The 15,435-nt window shown below is 63.7% G+C and carries 15 protein-coding genes; 3 read left to right on the forward strand and 12 right to left on the reverse strand.

What is annotated here, in order from left to right; all coding sequences use genetic code 11:
- Window positions 1–75 precede the first annotated feature (75 nt).
- From AC0L6G_RS14645 to AC0L6G_RS14655, 3 genes are all read left to right on the forward strand, one after another.
- Window positions 76–366, forward strand: a complete 291-nt coding sequence (locus tag AC0L6G_RS14645) for a metal/formaldehyde-sensitive transcriptional repressor (protein ID WP_017504337.1) — start codon at window positions 76–78, stop codon at window positions 364–366.
- Window positions 367–734: 368 nt separating this feature from the next.
- Window positions 735–1,844: an S-(hydroxymethyl)glutathione dehydrogenase/class III alcohol dehydrogenase gene (locus AC0L6G_RS14650; protein WP_026108300.1), complete on the forward strand. Its 1,110-nt coding sequence runs from the start codon at window positions 735–737 to the stop codon at window positions 1,842–1,844.
- A 394-nt stretch (window positions 1,845–2,238) separates the two neighbouring features.
- Window positions 2,239–4,899: an excinuclease ABC subunit UvrA gene (locus tag AC0L6G_RS14655; protein WP_026108301.1), complete on the forward strand. Its 2,661-nt coding sequence runs from the start codon at window positions 2,239–2,241 to the stop codon at window positions 4,897–4,899.
- A gap of 260 nt (window positions 4,900–5,159) precedes the next feature.
- On the opposite strand, the gene AC0L6G_RS14660 is transcribed toward AC0L6G_RS14655, so the two are convergent.
- The 12 genes from AC0L6G_RS14660 to AC0L6G_RS14715 form a co-directional block, all read right to left on the reverse strand.
- Complete coding sequence (locus AC0L6G_RS14660; RefSeq protein ID WP_200216366.1) at window positions 5,160–5,729, reverse strand: type 1 glutamine amidotransferase domain-containing protein; 570 nt, start codon at window positions 5,727–5,729, stop codon at window positions 5,160–5,162.
- A gap of 31 nt (window positions 5,730–5,760) precedes the next feature.
- A complete protein-coding gene (locus AC0L6G_RS14665) occupies window positions 5,761–6,900 on the reverse strand; it encodes a glutathione-independent formaldehyde dehydrogenase (RefSeq protein ID WP_026108303.1) in 1,140 nt (379 codons plus the stop codon).
- Between the two features lie 318 nt (window positions 6,901–7,218).
- Entirely contained in the window at window positions 7,219–7,638 is a 420-nt protein-coding gene (locus AC0L6G_RS14670; RefSeq protein WP_017504343.1) for a GlcG/HbpS family heme-binding protein, read from the reverse strand.
- Between the two features lie 108 nt (window positions 7,639–7,746).
- The gene (locus AC0L6G_RS14675; RefSeq protein WP_017504344.1) at window positions 7,747–8,040 is read right to left on the reverse strand and encodes a putative quinol monooxygenase; all 294 of its coding nucleotides are present in this window, start codon (window positions 8,038–8,040) and stop codon (window positions 7,747–7,749) included.
- A gap of 111 nt (window positions 8,041–8,151) precedes the next feature.
- Window positions 8,152–8,892: an SDR family oxidoreductase gene (locus AC0L6G_RS14680; RefSeq protein WP_017504345.1), complete on the reverse strand. Its 741-nt coding sequence runs from the start codon at window positions 8,890–8,892 to the stop codon at window positions 8,152–8,154.
- 76 nt (window positions 8,893–8,968) lie between these two features.
- Window positions 8,969–9,739, reverse strand: a complete 771-nt coding sequence (locus AC0L6G_RS14685; protein ID WP_017504346.1) for an L-dopachrome tautomerase-related protein — start codon at window positions 9,737–9,739, stop codon at window positions 8,969–8,971.
- A gap of 25 nt (window positions 9,740–9,764) precedes the next feature.
- Window positions 9,765–9,971, reverse strand: coding sequence for a ScoMcrA-related endonuclease (locus AC0L6G_RS14690; RefSeq protein ID WP_017504347.1), 207 nt, complete (start codon window positions 9,969–9,971; stop codon window positions 9,765–9,767).
- 152 nt (window positions 9,972–10,123) lie between these two features.
- Entirely contained in the window at window positions 10,124–10,780 is a 657-nt protein-coding gene (locus tag AC0L6G_RS14695) for an Eco29kI family restriction endonuclease (RefSeq protein WP_017504348.1), read from the reverse strand.
- A complete protein-coding gene (locus AC0L6G_RS14700) occupies window positions 10,695–11,858 on the reverse strand; it encodes a DNA cytosine methyltransferase (protein WP_313014914.1) in 1,164 nt (387 codons plus the stop codon). The genes AC0L6G_RS14695 and AC0L6G_RS14700 overlap by 86 nt, the downstream gene beginning before the upstream one ends.
- Window positions 11,859–11,902: 44 nt before the next feature.
- Window positions 11,903–12,313, reverse strand: coding sequence for a very short patch repair endonuclease (locus AC0L6G_RS14705; protein WP_081600460.1), 411 nt, complete (start codon window positions 12,311–12,313; stop codon window positions 11,903–11,905).
- A 243-nt stretch (window positions 12,314–12,556) separates the two neighbouring features.
- A complete protein-coding gene (locus AC0L6G_RS14710) occupies window positions 12,557–14,395 on the reverse strand; it encodes a ThiF family adenylyltransferase (protein WP_473252533.1) in 1,839 nt (612 codons plus the stop codon).
- Window positions 14,388–15,434, reverse strand: a complete 1,047-nt coding sequence (locus AC0L6G_RS14715) for a cyclic GMP-AMP synthase DncV-like nucleotidyltransferase (RefSeq protein ID WP_017504352.1) — start codon at window positions 15,432–15,434, stop codon at window positions 14,388–14,390. Before AC0L6G_RS14715 ends, AC0L6G_RS14710 begins: the two co-directional genes overlap by 8 nt.
- Window position 15,435 lies beyond the last annotated feature (1 nt).

Raw genomic sequence — 15,435 nt, forward strand, 5'->3', positions numbered from 1 at the left:
GAAGCGCCAGTCTCTGCGCAGGATTGAAACTCCCCCCCTGTATAGTATGCTGAAGCGATTTCTCGGGAAAGCGCGATGCCACATTCATCAGAGGACAAGAAGCGAGCCATCACACGCTTGCGGCGTATCAAGGGCCAGGCGGACGCTCTGGAACGCGCGATCGAAGCCGGGGCCGATTGCGCCCCCCTCCTGCAGCAAATTGTCGCAATGCGAGGCGCGACAAATGGACTGATGGCGGAAGTGATGGAGAGTCACCTTAGGGAAACATTCGGCGCCGGTGCAGATCCGGCCGTGAAAAGCGAGGGCAGCGATCACGAGGACGACGTGGAGGGCGTAATGAAGATTCTGCGTACATATCTTAAGTAACGATTTCAGCGCTCCTCTTCTTGCCCGCGCTCTCCCGCAGTTAGAGCAAAAGCCTCGTATCCAAGCCAACCACTGTTGGTCATCAGAGCGCAGACTTTCGGCGTTCCGAGCTTGAATTTTGTTGCCGGCGTGGCGAAGCAAGCGCCTTCTCCGGCGTTTTTCACCGCGCCACACAGAGGTTAGGGCCTGCGAAGCGAAGCCACCCCTACATGCTTTCTCTGGTTCGAGATCCTCACTCGACCACCTCTTGTATACTGGCAGGGAGTATGACAAAAATACTCCCTGACAGTATGAGAACGTCGACGAATTTGCGATGGCGCAACGGCCTCGCACCGGCAATCGGCTTCAATCAACGAGGGTATGCCAACATGAAATCTCGCGCCGCTGTAGCCTTCGAGCCAGGCAAGCCACTCGAAATCGTCGAGATCGATGTCGCCCCACCCCGGAAAGGCGAAGTCCTCATACGGGTGACGCACACCGGTGTGTGCCACACCGACGCGTACACGCTGGCGGGGAGTGATCCGGAGGGTGTTTTCCCGGTGGTTCTGGGCCACGAGGGCGCGGGCATCGTTGTCGAGGTCGGTGAAGGCGTCACCAGCGTTGGGCCGGGCGATCACGTGATTCCGCTCTACACCGCCGAGTGCGGCAAGTGCGACTTCTGCCTGTCGGGCAAGACCAACCTGTGCGTCGCTGTCCGCGAAACGCAGGGCAAGGGCTTGATGCCCGATGGAACCACCCGCTTTTCGTACAATGGTCAGCCCCTCTATCATTACATGGGCTGTTCAACCTTCAGTGAATATACTGTCGTCGCCGCAGTCTCGCTCGCCAAGATCAATCCCGGGGCAAACCCCGAACATGTCTGCCTGCTCGGATGCGGCGTCACGACCGGCATCGGCGCAGTCCACAATACCGCCAGGGTCCAGCCCGGAGACTCGGTCGCCGTGTTCGGTCTCGGCGGCATCGGCCTCGCGGCGATTCAGGGTGCGCGCCAGGCGAAGGCGGGTCGCATCATCGCCATCGACACCAATCCGTCCAAGTTCGAACTGGCACGCCAGTTCGGTGCGACCGAGTGCATCAACCCCAAGGACCATGACAAGCCCATCCAGCAAGTGCTGATCGAGATGACGGGCTGGGGCATCGATCATACCTTCGAGTGCATCGGCAACGTCCACGTCATGCGCGCCGCGCTTGAATCAGCGCACCGTGGCTGGGGTCAGTCGATCGTGATTGGCGTTGCCGGCGCGGGCGAGGAAATCTCCACCCGCCCATTCCAGCTCGTCACGGGCCGCGTATGGAAGGGGTCCGCTTTCGGTGGCGTCAAGGGACGGACTGAGCTCCCCGGCATGGTCGAGGACGCGATGAGAGGCGATATCGATCTGGCCCCGTTCGTAACCCACACGATGGGTTTGGAGGAGATCAACGAGGCCTTCGAACTGATGCATCAAGGCAAGTCGATCCGCTCGGTCATTCACTACTGACCCGCCGATCCGAAGCAGCGCGAGGCGCTCGGACCGACAACTCGGCCGTCATCATGGCCCGACCCCGGCCATGATGACGCGCGCTCTGGCAAATGGGCAACGCGTCGCGATGCTGTAAGAAGCGCCGAAGTGCGGTCGTTACATGCCGATAGCGGCACGGGCCAAGTCCGGCTGGCCCAAGCGCTTACCACCGGAGTGTGTGTGGCCTCGTCGCGCGACCCAACGGGAAAATGGTTTTGTCGTAACCGTTGTCTGATGCTGGAAAAATATTTCAAAGGCGCCGAACATCGGGCCAGCCTAACCGTTGGATGTATTGAGTCGGAAATGCATTCATCAGTTACCCCGACCGTAATGAACCACGGGCCGCACGGGCGGATATGGCAGGAAGACTGAATTGAAGGACAAGGATAAACACGCGACGACGCCGGCCACCGATCATGGGCATGCGGGGCCACCCGCTTGCGTGCAGGTTCGCGGCGCGCGCCACAATAACCTCAAAAATGTTGACGTCGATGTACCGCGCGACGCCTTCGTGGTGTTCACCGGCATATCGGGTTCGGGCAAGTCATCGCTCGCGTTCGGCACCCTTTATGCCGAAGCCCAGCGGCGTTATCTGGAATCGGTTGCGCCCTATGCCCGTCGCCTGATCGACCAGGCCGGCGTGCCGGAGGTCGACGCGATCGACGGTTTGCCGCCTGCGGTCGCATTGCAGCAGCAGCGCGGATCGGTCAACGCGCGATCCTCGGTCGGCAGCGTGACGACGCTCTCCAGCCTGGTGCGGATGCTCTATTCGCGCGTCGGCGAATATCCGCGCCATCAGCCGATGCTCTATGCGGAGGATTTCTCCCCCAACACGGTCGCGGGGGCCTGCCCGACCTGTCACGGCATCGGGCGCGTCTATGACGCGACCGAAGAGACGATGGTGCCCGACGACACGCTGACGATCCGGGAACGCGCAGTCGCCGCCTGGCCGGCGGCATGGCATGGCCAGAACCTGCGCGATATCCTCGTGTCACTCGGCTATGACGTCGATACGCCGTGGCGCGACCTGCCGAAAAAGGATCGCGACTGGATCCTCTTCACTGAAGAGGCGCCGACGGTGCCGGTCTATGCGGGCCTGACGCCCGAACAGACCCGGACGGCGCTCAAGCGCCGCATGGAGCCGAGCTACCAAGGCACCTTCACCGGCGCGCGACGCTATGTGCTGGAAACCTTCGCCAACACTAAAAGCGCGCTGATGAAGAAGCGCGTCTCGCAATATATCATCGGCCGCGAGTGCCCGACCTGCGACGGCAAGCGCCTGAAGCGCGAAGCCCTGTCGGTCAAATTCGCGGGCCTCGACATTGCCGAGTTCGGCGACCTGACGGTGCTCAAGCTGAAGGACTTGCTGATGCCCGTCGCGCATGGCGCGTATGGGGCGGTCTCTGCCCCCTCAAAGGGCCATGTTCTGGAAAAAGCAGCCCGCGATGCAGCGGTTGAACAACGGGTTGCGGCGGGCGGCTCTGCGCACAAGAGCGCGCCCGACGTACGCCGCACGCCCAATCTCTCCGACGAGAAGCGGATCGCCGCCCAACGCCTTGCCTGCGAATTGATCGAGCGGCTAGAGCCGCTGATCGATCTTGGCCTTGGCTACATTTCGCTCGACCGCAGCACGCCGACGCTCTCCTCCGGAGAGCTGCAGCGCTTGCGGCTTGCCACGCAATTGTCGTCACAGCTTTTCGGCGTGGTCTATGTGCTTGACGAGCCTTCGGCAGGGTTGCACCCGGCAGATGGCGAAGCCTTGCTCACCATCCTCGAGCGTCTCAAGGCGGCGGGCAACTCCCTGTTCGTCGTCGAACATGATCTCGACGTGATCCGCCGCGCGGAATGGCTCGTTGATGTCGGGCCAGGAGCCGGGGAAAAGGGCGGTGAAGTCCTCTACAGCGGGCCGATAGAGGGGCTTGCCGACGTCGACAATTCGATCACCCGCCGCTACCTGTTCGCAGAGCCGCTCCGCAGTGAGCGCACACCGCGCGATCCCAAGGCATGGCTACGCCTGGAAGGGATCAGACGGAACAATCTCCATGGTCTCGACGTCGAGTTTCCCATCGGCTGCTTCACCGCTGTCACCGGCGTTTCGGGATCGGGTAAATCCAGTCTTGTCAGTCAGGCGCTGCCCGAGCTCGTCACGGAACACCTCGGCGGCTCCCCCGTGGCCGAGGAGGAGGATATCGATCCGCTGCTCGATGTTGCGCAGAACGACACTGAAGGACGCATTGTCGCAGGCATGGAGCATGTTCGCAGGCTGGTGCGGGTCGATCAGAAACCGATCGGCCGCACGCCGCGCTCGAACCTATCCACCTACAGCGGCATGTTCGACCATGTGCGACGGATCTTCGCTGATACGCCGCTCGCCCGCCGGCGGCACTACAGCCCGGGAAGGTTCTCGTTCAACGTCGCGCAAGGCCGCTGCCCTGTGTGCGAGGGCGAGGGATACGTCATGGTGGAGCTGCTGTTCCTGCCGAGCGTTTTTGCCCCGTGCTCGACCTGTCATGGCTCTCGCTACAACCCGCAAACGCTCGAAGTCGAATGGAACGGGCGCAATATCGCCCAGGTGCTCGAACTGACGGTCGACGATGCGTGCGATTTCTTCGCTGGCGAGGCATCTGTGATGCGCTCCCTCGACGTGTTGCGGGAGATCGGTCTTGGCTATCTGAGGCTCGGTCAGCCGGCGACCGAGCTGTCTGGCGGGGAGGCGCAGCGCATCAAGCTGGCGACTGAACTGCAACGCGCTCAACGCGGCAACACGATCTACATCCTCGACGAGCCAACTTCGGGGCTTCACCCCTCCGATGGCGACCGGCTAATGCAACACCTGCAGGGCCTCGTCGACGCCGGCAATACGGTCGTCGTCGTCGAACATGACATGCGCGCCATCACACAGGCGGACTGGATCATCGACCTGGGACCGGGGGCTGGGGAAGATGGGGGCCGTATCGTTGCCAGCGGCGTCCCTGGCGTCGTTGCGGAAGCAGAAGGCAGTCTCACCGCCCCCTATCTCAAAGCGGCGCTGTAGGTCGTAAACCTGGCCGAACGCACGTTCGATCAGGCGTATCTCAACCGCACGCACGCTGAAATGGGTCGCATCTGGAAGCGGGAGCCGGCGAGGTATCACCGCGGTTGACGCGGCTTGGGGATCGAGTGCTCTGAAGTGCGCCGTTTTCGTCTGATACGCGGCGTAGCGGACAGCCAATCGCCGGCCATCCGCTACGCCTGTTTTGTGTGGACCTTCACCAGGGAGCGCGCCCTCACATGGTTCGTCGAAACCGTCCCATATTAGTTCGCGGCCGCGGGCCCAGCGCCCGAACCTTCCGCGATTTGCTCAACGAGTTTGGCACAGAAGGCGGGTAAATCATCGGGGTCGCGGCTGGTAACAAGGCCGTTGTCGACCACGACTTCCTCATCGGTCCATATAGCGCCGGCGTTCTCGATATCGACCTTCAGCGTCGGGTAGGACGTCAAGGTGCGACCCTCAAGAACGCCCGCCTCGATCAATGTCCAGGGTGCATGGCATATCGCGGCAATCGGTTTTTTCTGATCGAAAAAAGCCCGGATGAAATCAATTGCCTCGGCGCTGCCGCGCAGCTTGTCGGCGCCGACCGTCCCTCCGGGCACAACTAGTCCGTCGAAATCGTCGGCTTTGACATCGGAAAACGTCTTGTCGATAGTATAGCTGCCGCCCTCGTCGAGATCTTTATTGACCGTGCGAGCCTCGCCCGGTTCAAAACTGACCACGGTCACTTTGCCACCAGCCTCCTCGACAGCTTGCTTGGGCTTCGAGAATTCTGGTTCTTCCGTTCCACGAGGTGCGATCAGAATGGCAACTGATTTGCCTTCTAACGTCATAATCTATTCTCTATTCCGATGAAGACTACGGTCAGGTGGTCGGCTTAAGCACGACCTTTGTCCATCCATCATCGCGCGCATCGAAATGCTTATAGGCGTCTGGCGCCTGATCAAGCGGCAGTCGGTGCGAGATGATTTGGGCAGGATTGGCCCGGTCCTGCTCGATAAGCTTCATCAGTCGCCGGTTATAGTGCTTTACATTGCACTGGCCGGTGCCGATCTTCTGGCCCTTGAACCAGAAGTTGCCGAAGTCGAACGCCATCTTGCCTTCCTTCTGGAGATCGTCGGGCGCGTTCGGGTCTTCCGGAATGAACACACCGACGACGCCGATGCCTCCGGTGGCTTTCGTGCTTTTGACGAGGCAGTTCATCGTGTAATTGCTGCGCTCCTTGCCGTGGCGATCGCAACACTGATACCCAACCGCCTCGACCCCCCGATCAGTCCCGAGGCCGCCCGTCGCGTCAAGGATCTGCTGGGCGGGATCGCCCTTGCGCATGTCGATCGGAATAGCGCCCATCGCCTCGGCCAGTTTCAGGCGGTCATCGTGAGAATCGACCACGAAGATCTGAGAGGCGCCGCGGATTTCGGCTGAGTGCGCGGCCATCAAACCGACCGGACCGGCGCCGTAGATCGCGATGCTTTCGCCTGGCTGGAAACCCGACAGTTCGACGCCATGCCAACCGGTGGGGAAGATGTCGGAGAGCATGACATAGTCATCCTCCTTCTCCTCAGCGTCCTCAGGCAGCTTCAGACAATTGAAGTCCGCATAAGGAACGCGCATCAACTCGGCCTGACCACCCTGCCACGGACCCATCTCGGCAAAGCCATACGCTGCGCCGGCGGTTCCAGGGTTGGTCGTGAGGCAGAAACCCGTCAAACCGCGTTCGCAATTTTCGCAGAAACCGCAACCGACGTTGAACGGCATGCACACGCGATCGCCCTTTTTTATGCGATCTACGGCAGCGCCGACTTCGATGACCTCGCCAAGGTTTTCGTGACCGAAGACCCTGCCCTTCTCAAAGCTGGTACGGCCCTCGTACATGTGAAGGTCGGACCCGCAAATGTTGGTCGTGGTCAGCCGGATGATAACATCGGTCTGCTTTTCGATCTTGGGATCATCGATGGTATTGACGGAAACATCTTTGGGCCCGTTGTACACGACAGCTTTCACGGATCTTTTCCTTTCGCAGCTCTTCTCAACGCGTCATCAAATCGAGAGCTTGGTGATGATCCGGTCTATCGCAACGGCGGAGGACATCGCACCCTTCGAAGTGATCTCAGTTTACTGAACCTTCTGCTACCTGAGAGGTTCCGTCCCGTAGGGCCGTCCTGGGATTGATTCACCGCAGCTTTCTGAATGACCGGGCCAGAACGGCCGAATGAAGTGCCAAACGGAGACGACCAGCGCCGCGCGGGAGGCGCGCCTGGCGCACGGGCCCGCCGCCGTCGACTGAGCCCGTCCGTCGCGCCCGGCACCGCGCTCCAAGGCTCAGCCGCGCGCTAACACCTGCGCCGCCGCCTCGGCCACGCCCTGGTCCTGCTTGCCGGTGCCGCCCGACACGCCCACCGCGCCGATCACCGTCTCGCCCTCCTTGATCGGCACGCCCCCGGCGAAGATCATCACCTTGCCGTCGTTGGAGGCATGGATGCCGTAGAAGTCGGCGCCCGGCTGGGCGAGCTTCGCCAGCGCCTTGGTCTCGACGTCGAACGCGCGCGCCGTCCACGCCTTGCCGATCGCGATGTCGACGCTGCCGCGCCACGCATCGTCCATCCGCGCGAACGCTAGGAGGCAGCCGCCCGCGTCCACCACCGCGATGTTCATCGGATTGCCGATCCGCTCGGCCTCCGCGATCCCCGCATCGATGATCGTACGCGCGTCGTTCAGGTCGAGCGTCTGGGTGGTGCGCATGGCGTGTCTCCGTGGCAGTTCGGGGAAAGCCGTTCAATGCACGCCGCCGCGCCCGAGTTCCCCCGGACGCGGCGATGAGAGCGACGCGCTAAGGTAATGACCGCTCCGCTACTTCGCGGCCAGCAGGGTGAACTTGTGAATCTGCGGCGGTTCAGAAAACAATTCTTCTGCCTTGTCCATCAGTGCGGCGGCAACCTTGCCGTCAAGATGGGCCTGCCGATCCTCCTCTGTGTCGAACGTATCGAAGATCGCGTACGCACCGGGACCTTCCTCGATCGCATACCAGGTCAGAGTGCCCGGCTCGGCTTGGACGAGCGGCAATGCCGAGGTCAGGAAATTGGCGACATCGCTCTCTTTACCGGGTTTGGCCTTCAATGGCACGTACAGCGCGAGTTTGGGCATTATCGACTCCTCAAGTTAAACGGACAGATATCATTCGGCGGAGTAACGGACGAGCCGGCCGGCACGTTCCCCATGAGGCAGAGCACACGCGGCCCCGCCTCCTCATCGAAATTAGAACTGCTGTGCGGTCGGCCGGATGACGATCGCGTTGACGTCGACGTCATCAGGTTGTTCGACAGCGAACGCGATAGCACGCGCCACCGATGCCGCCGGGATGGCCTGCTTGTAGAAGTCGAGCACCGTCTCGGCAGCCGTGCCAGACGTCGTGAACTTCAAATCGCTTTCGACAGCTCCAGGCTCGATCGACGTGACACGGACCTTTTCCCCCACCTCGTGGCGCAAGCCCTCGCTGATTGCGCTGACGGCGAACTTGGTGCCGGAGTAGACCGTGCCGCCCGGTGCGAAGACCTTGATGCCCGCAACCGAGCTCAGGTTGATGATGTGGCCGCTGCCCTGCTCGAGAAAGCCGGGAAGGGCCGCCGCGATGCCGTAGAGCGTACCCTTCAGATTGACGTCGATCATCTGGTCCCACTCTTCGGTGTTGACCTCGGCCATCGGACGGATCGGCATCAGCCCGGCGTTGTTGATCAGCACGTCGAGGCGGCCGTAGTCGGCAATGATTGCGGCGACGACGGACTGGACCGCCGATTTGTCGGTCACGTCCAGCGCGTAGCTACGTGCCGTGCCGCCGTTTGCGGCGATGTCCGCGACGACCTCGTCGAGCCTATCCTTGCGCCGCGCGGCGATGGCCACCTTGGCGCCGCGTTGCGCGAGAAGACGCGCGGTTTCCGCGCCGATGCCGGTGCTGCCGCCCGTAATGAGAACGACTTTGCCTTCGATACCGTTGGTCATGACTGTATTCCTTTAAGTCAGTTGTTGATTTTTCGCCGGATCGCGGCCCCGCGCGAGCCAGCCCGGCCTGACGGGATCACCGCGAGCGCAACAGGACGGGAGCCGCGCCCACCTTGATGCGGAGCAGCTCGTAGGGCTTGCGGCGCAAGTCCCGCCCGCCGTGGAAGCCTGGCTGGCGGTGAAGCTGGTTGGCGGTGAAGTAGGGGTAGCCATCGGTGCCGATCGACAGCGTGTCGGGCCAGCTGATGCGCGGGTTGCTGACCACCGTCGTCCAGCTGCCCTGGTCGAGCACGCGGATCGCGTTGTTCTCGTAATCGCCGGCGAACACGCGGCCCTTGTCGTCCTCGGCTATCCCGTCCGAGGCGCCTTTGCGCCCCAGGCTGCGGACCGCGCGGCCCAATGCCTCCTCGGACACCGCGGGATCGCGCAGCATTGCCGTGGGCACCGCGTGCAGCGTGCGGCCCGACAGTGGACCGTAATACAGCAGGCTGCCGTCGGCGCTGAGCGCAATCGCGTCGCTTGCGATCGTGACCGGCGTCGCGGGGCCGTCAGCCGGGCGGTTCATGAGCACCGCGCCATCGACAACCGGGGTGAAGCCGGGCTCGGGGTTGGTCGTCGCATGGTTCGACAGGCGCCGGATCGCCCGCCCGCTTGCGATATCGATGACGATGATGCCGCCGATCCCCTCGTTGTTGCTGTCGGTGATATAGGCGACGCCCTCGGCGCCCTGACGCAGATCGAAGCGCACGTCGTTGAGGTAGGTCGTGGGCAGCTTGCCGTGGCTCTTGGGGAAGAAGGGCTCCAGCCGAGCCATCTGCTCGTCCGTCAGCCAATACAGGTCACTCATGATCCAGACTCCTCAGGAGCCTGAATCAGATCGCACGCCTCACATCAATGGGTCCTGAGCCTAAGGGCTTGCTGTCGTAGGCACGTCCCTCACGGATCACAAAGAAATCGCGCGAAGGTTTGAAGCCGTACTTCTCGATGAAGGCGTCACGTCCCAGGACGCGGAATTCCTCCATCGCTCTCTCGACAGCGGCTGACTGGGTCAGATTCTCGAGCTTGCCACCTGTCGCCATTTTCTTCCCCCGACCCGCTGATCATGCCCGACATACAAGGCAGCCGACGCGTCGCGAAGGCCCCCGGGGGAGCGCCAGGGCGACCGCGCATGGCCTTCGCTCCAGATGGTCGCGCCTGAATCCCCGTCAGTCGATAGGCTCGAGGCGTTTCCTTAGGCTTGAGCGGAAGCCTCGTTCGCCGCCGCTTGCTCCTGTTCCGCGCGCTCTCGGGTCTCGAGATGTCCCGCGACCTTGGCCGCGATATCCTCCGGCGTGACGCCGCTGTCCGCCAGCTTAACCGCCCAGGTGCGTCCCGGATGCAGCACGTCCCAGGGTGAGCGATACTGGGTGGCGCGTCGGCCGCCGGGATCATGATTGCCGAACCCATCGACCACCAGGTTCCACACCGGGAAATGCCAGCTGATCAGCATTCGCTCGGCCATCCGGATCCAAACATCGTCAACGGCCAGGAAACGGCAGGCGAAATCCTCGGATCGCAGATTGTCGGCCTGGGCCACGGACTTGGCGTGATCCGCCAGCCGATTCCAGAGCGCCCGCCCATGCGGTGCGTCGAAGTCGCCGCCCCGTCGTCCACCCATCGGATCGGCCTTGCCGATGTAGATTGGCAGCGCGAAGGCGCCGTCGCGATTCTTGTCGGCGACCTTGGAGTAGGCCGGGAAGTCGCCGGTGTAATAGATGGCGTAGATGCCGGCACCCTCGAAGGGTTGGACCGGCGCGAGCGGCTCAATGGGCCTGTGCAGGAGGGCGTTGGCCACGCTTTCGGCCAGGTGCCGCTTCTCCAGCGGATTGTAGGGGACCAGGGCGCTCATCCGAACGATGTAGCTGATCCGCCACCGACCGGGCAACAATGCCGGCCAGGCGCACGGGCACGGCGTTACCAAGTTGGCGCATGGTCTCCGTCCATGACCCATGGAACAGGAAGTCGTCGGGGAAGGTCTGGAGCCGGGCGGCCTCGCGCACCGAGAAGTAGCGGATCGAGCCGTCGGGACGGCGCAACATGTTCTCGCCGCCGGGCACGCCATGGACGCCGGCCTTCAAGGTCTTGGCCGGGGCATCCAGCGGGCTGCCGGTATGACCGGGATAGGAACGAGCGCCGGGGATGAATCTGTGGTCGGGGATACCCTTGGCTCCCCTTGGGTCGAGCTCTGGGTCCGGCAGGCCGAGGAAGGCATCGCGGACGGTGAGCCACGGCCGTGCGGTCGGCTTCTCGCCCTTGATGGCGGGCAGGGTGTCTCGCAGCAGTCGGCGCTCGGTGCGTCCAATGCGGTGCCTGTCGAAATACTCGTCCTCGTGGGTTAGGGACCAGGCCAGGGCGGCGGAGGAATGGGTCTCATCCGGGAAACGCCATTCGACGCCGAGGTCCGAGCGGAACCCGACTAGGAATATCCGTTCGCGCCGTTGCGGCACGCCATGGTTGGCGGCGTTGAGCAGGCGCAGAACGACATTATACCGCAGGCCCGAGTTGGAGCCGCTGGTCTCGTGACGCTCGAGCCGGCCGAGGTGGTCGATCCAGGGCTCGTCGGGACGGGCCGTAACCTCGGGATGCGCGAGCTGCAGCCGGATGTAGCTCAGATAGTTCTGGAAGGTCGCGCGCGTCAGGCCCTTTACGTTCTCGAAGACGAAGGCCCTGGGGCGGAGCTCTCTCACGGCGCGAATGGCCTCGGGGAACATGTCGCGATGGTCGAGGTGGGCGTTGTGCTTGCCGCCCAGGGAGAAGGGCTGGCACGGCGGACCACCCGACACGAGATCGATGGTTCCCAGGCCGTCATAGGACACCAGGCGCACGTCGCCCTGCGTCACGGGCCAGGGCTTATTGTCCTTCAGGGTCTCGCAGGCCCAGCGGTCCCACTCGACCACCGCCGCGTGATCGAATCCGGCCCCGGCCACGCCCAGGCCAAGTCCTCCCGCTCCCGCGAACAATTCGATCGATCTCATCCGAGGAAAGCCCTCATGCGCTGCTCCAATCCGGCACGATCACGCAGTTCGCACTCCCAGAGAATCAGAGCTTCCCAGCCTGATTCGTTCAACCGTCGTTCCACCTCGCGGTCACGTTCCCGGTTCCGGGCGAGCTTTGGCCCCCAGAATTCCACACGGGACTTGGGCGCTCGCGCCAGCTTGCAGTTGGGATCGTTGTGGCCATGCCAGAAGCAGCCGTGCACCAAGATCACCTTGTGGCGGGGCCCGAACACCAGGTCCGGCTTTCCCGGCAGGTCCTTGCGATGAAGTCGATATCGATAGCCCATGCCGTGGACCAGCTTGCGCACCAATAGTTCCGGCTTGGTGTCGCGCGATCGAACCCGCGACATGCGCTCGGAGCGCTGGGCTGGAGAAAGGGTGTCCACGCCCGCCACTGACCGTCATTCGCGGTGGAAGTCCAGCAGGACCCGGGAGGCGTGCCTGGCGGTGCGTCCGACTGTGACGCAGGGTTGCGGATTCTGGACAGTGAGGGCGACTGGAATGGGCACCTAGTGGCGGCTGTTGGATAGGTCTGCTTGCAGGCCGCTCTTATCCCACCTGCATCAACGGCCGCAACTCGGACCGCGTTGCCAAATCAAACTCCCGTAGAGAACTACTGACTAAGGCGATTAAGCAGCCACATTTTCAGCGGCATCTCCGCACGCCTTACAGGCTGAGGCGGACCAGGGCCGGTCGACCGTGCGAACGCCGTCGCCAGTTCCGCCGAATGCGGCTTGCCAATCCGCGGTCAATCGCCCGCCGAGGGCGGCGATGCGTCGCTCCGATGCGACAAACACCCGGCTGAAAGATTGTTCCGGGGGACGCAGTATGGAATCGAGCGCGACCTCGGCGATCATCGCCGTCACATACGCCAGTTCCACCGGCCCATAAGGCTGATAGTGGGCGCCGCAGGCCGGCTCCTCGTGATTGGCGTCACCGCCATCCGGCCATTCGACGACCGTGAGGTCCGGGGCGCCGGTGCGCCCGATATGGCATTGAAGGCAGCCGTCGATTTTACCGACGACGACGGCGTGTCCCGCGCAAGCATGGGCTTCGGTCCAGCCATAGAGGATGGGTCGCACGCGCCCTTGGTGCAGATGCCAGCGGTTGAGCGCGCTCTCGGCGACCCAATTTCCGGTCGCCGCGACGATCAGATTGGCTTCAGCGAGCAGATCGGCGTGGTGCGAGATCAGGTGATGCAGAGTGCAGGCGCGATGTTCGATGAGCAGATGCGGGTAGTCGGCTTGGAGGCGCTGGGACAAGGCTTCGGCCTTATTGCGTCCGACGTCGGTCGCGCCGAGCGGATGGCGTCCGACGTTCGGCCAGCTCAGCGGCTCCGGATCGACCAGCACGATGCGCCCGACGCCCGCCTGGGCGAGAGCGCAGGCGACCGGGCCTCCTACCGAGCCGCAGCCGACCACCACGACCGTCGCCCCGAGAAGCCGGCGCGTGCGGGGATCCTGGCCGCGTCCGTGCACCCAGGCGGCGTCGGCGCGCTGCACGAGGGCCCGAACAACCGGGACGGCGCCGAAGAAGCGCCCCAACAGGAGCGGCTGCGGCGTCTGACCCGGCCGGAACCCCACGGAAAGCGGCTCGGCCGGGGGGCGCGGCCGCCCCTTACGCTGCTTTGGATTGGGCGCCTTCACCCCGATCAGCGCGGTGCCCCCACGTCCGACGGCCCCCAGCAGCGCCAGCACCTCGTCGGGCTCGCCGATCGCAGCCTGCTCCAGAACCTGCTTCGTATCCTCGCCGATCCGTCCGGCGAGCGTGTGGAGGTCTTCCGCAGTCTCCGGATATTCGGCGGGCAGCGGCGGCTGGTCGAGCCACAGGAAGGCGGCCGCCTCGGTCTTTACAGCCACCTTGTCGCCGAAGCGGCGATGCACCCATTCGGCCAGGGCGTCGTGGTCCTCGCCTACGACCTCAAGTCCCTTGCCGCGCCAAACCCGCACGAGCCGCGACGGCGGACCGGGCGTGATCAGGCTGAACAGGGTCTGGCCGCGATCCTGGGCCCTGTAGCCCCAGTAGGTGACGAACTCCTCGCGGAAATCGCATTCGACGATAGCGCCCTCCAGCAACTCTTCAACCAATCGGACCGAGCGATTCAGAAGGTCCATGGCGACCTCCGACGGGTCGTCAGGATCCCATTCCGCCAAGTTCGGCAAGAGGCACAGAACGCCGTCGCCCTCGACATGGGGCCAGGTCATCGGCTCGGGGTGATCGACCAGCGCGGTCCTGACCGGCGTCGTCGGGAAATTCGCGCCGGCCACCACATCGATGCGCCGCGTGACCCCGTCGGAGAAGAGGACGTTGATGCGCCAGGCGGCGACGATCCAGTCGCGACTGGGATAATCGCTGGCGATGGTCGCCGGATCGAGTCGCTCGGGCGCCTGGCCTGCACGCTCGCGCAGCGCCGTTTCAAGACGAAGGGCCGCCTGTCGCCAGCTCAGCGAAAGGGCCGCATTAGGCATGGCGACCTCCGCCGGCGCTGCTCACCGCCTGCGCCGCCCCCGCCGTCGCGCTCAACAAGGCGGCCGCGCTGATGATGGCCGGCGCGGCCACGGAGGCGCGCTGTTCCTCCTCCAGCCGCTCGCTGAAGAAGGTGGTGGCGAATACCTTGTCCCAGCACTTTAGCGCCTTCTCGCGCGTACAGTCGGCGTCGAAGAGCGGGGCGAGCGTGTCGATCGCCTCGGTCAGCTTCTCGCGAAAGCAGCGCGCTTTGGCGTCGTCGGGCCCGCTCGTGATGTAGTCGCCGGGAGTCACCGGATGGGCCACCTGGAGATTCCAGTCCAGTCGGTCGCGGATGGCGACCATGGTGTCGTAGAGGGCGCGGTCCTCGCTGGTGTTCGCCCGGAACTTCTCGGTCGTCAAAACCGAGATGCCGAACCCGCTGAGGATCGAACCGCGCCAGCTATACCGGCTGCGGGCGAACTTCTTCAGGTCGCGATTGACGCGGCGCAGCTGGACCCCGTCGGAGGACGCCGCGCGTTCGTCTTCATACCAGTCCGAAACATCGCGGGCGTCCGAGCGCTTCCAGCCGCTGCTCGCCGCCAGCTCATAGTGCACCTCCTCGCCGAATGCGGTTTCGGTCACCACGCGCCGATAGACGGGCAGATCGACGTGGTAACCCTTCTCGTAGAAGACACGCACGCAGTTCGAGCGGACCTCCGGGGCGCGCTTGAACCGGCCGTCATCGACCGCGTCTCGCACCATCTGGCGGGCCTGCAAGGTGGTCATCTCGGCACCGCGGTCGCCGACAAGATCGGCCTTGTGGAAGTAGACGCCGTCATCAATGTCGTAGTCGTTGTCCGGGTCGCGGCACATCGTCTTCATGGCGTAGCTGCCCTGCTTGACGAACTCGATCGGCTTCGGCTTTCCGGCCTTCGCCAGCCCGTCGCGCAGGCGCTTGCGGTTGGAGTCCCGGCGGTCGCGCATGGCGTCCTGCTCGGTCTTCGGCAGCGTCACGTCCTGATCGTGATATGCACGCACGTCTTTGGAACAATCGAACATC

The sequence above is a fragment of the Brevundimonas sp. D3-1P genome (assembly GCF_055809335.1).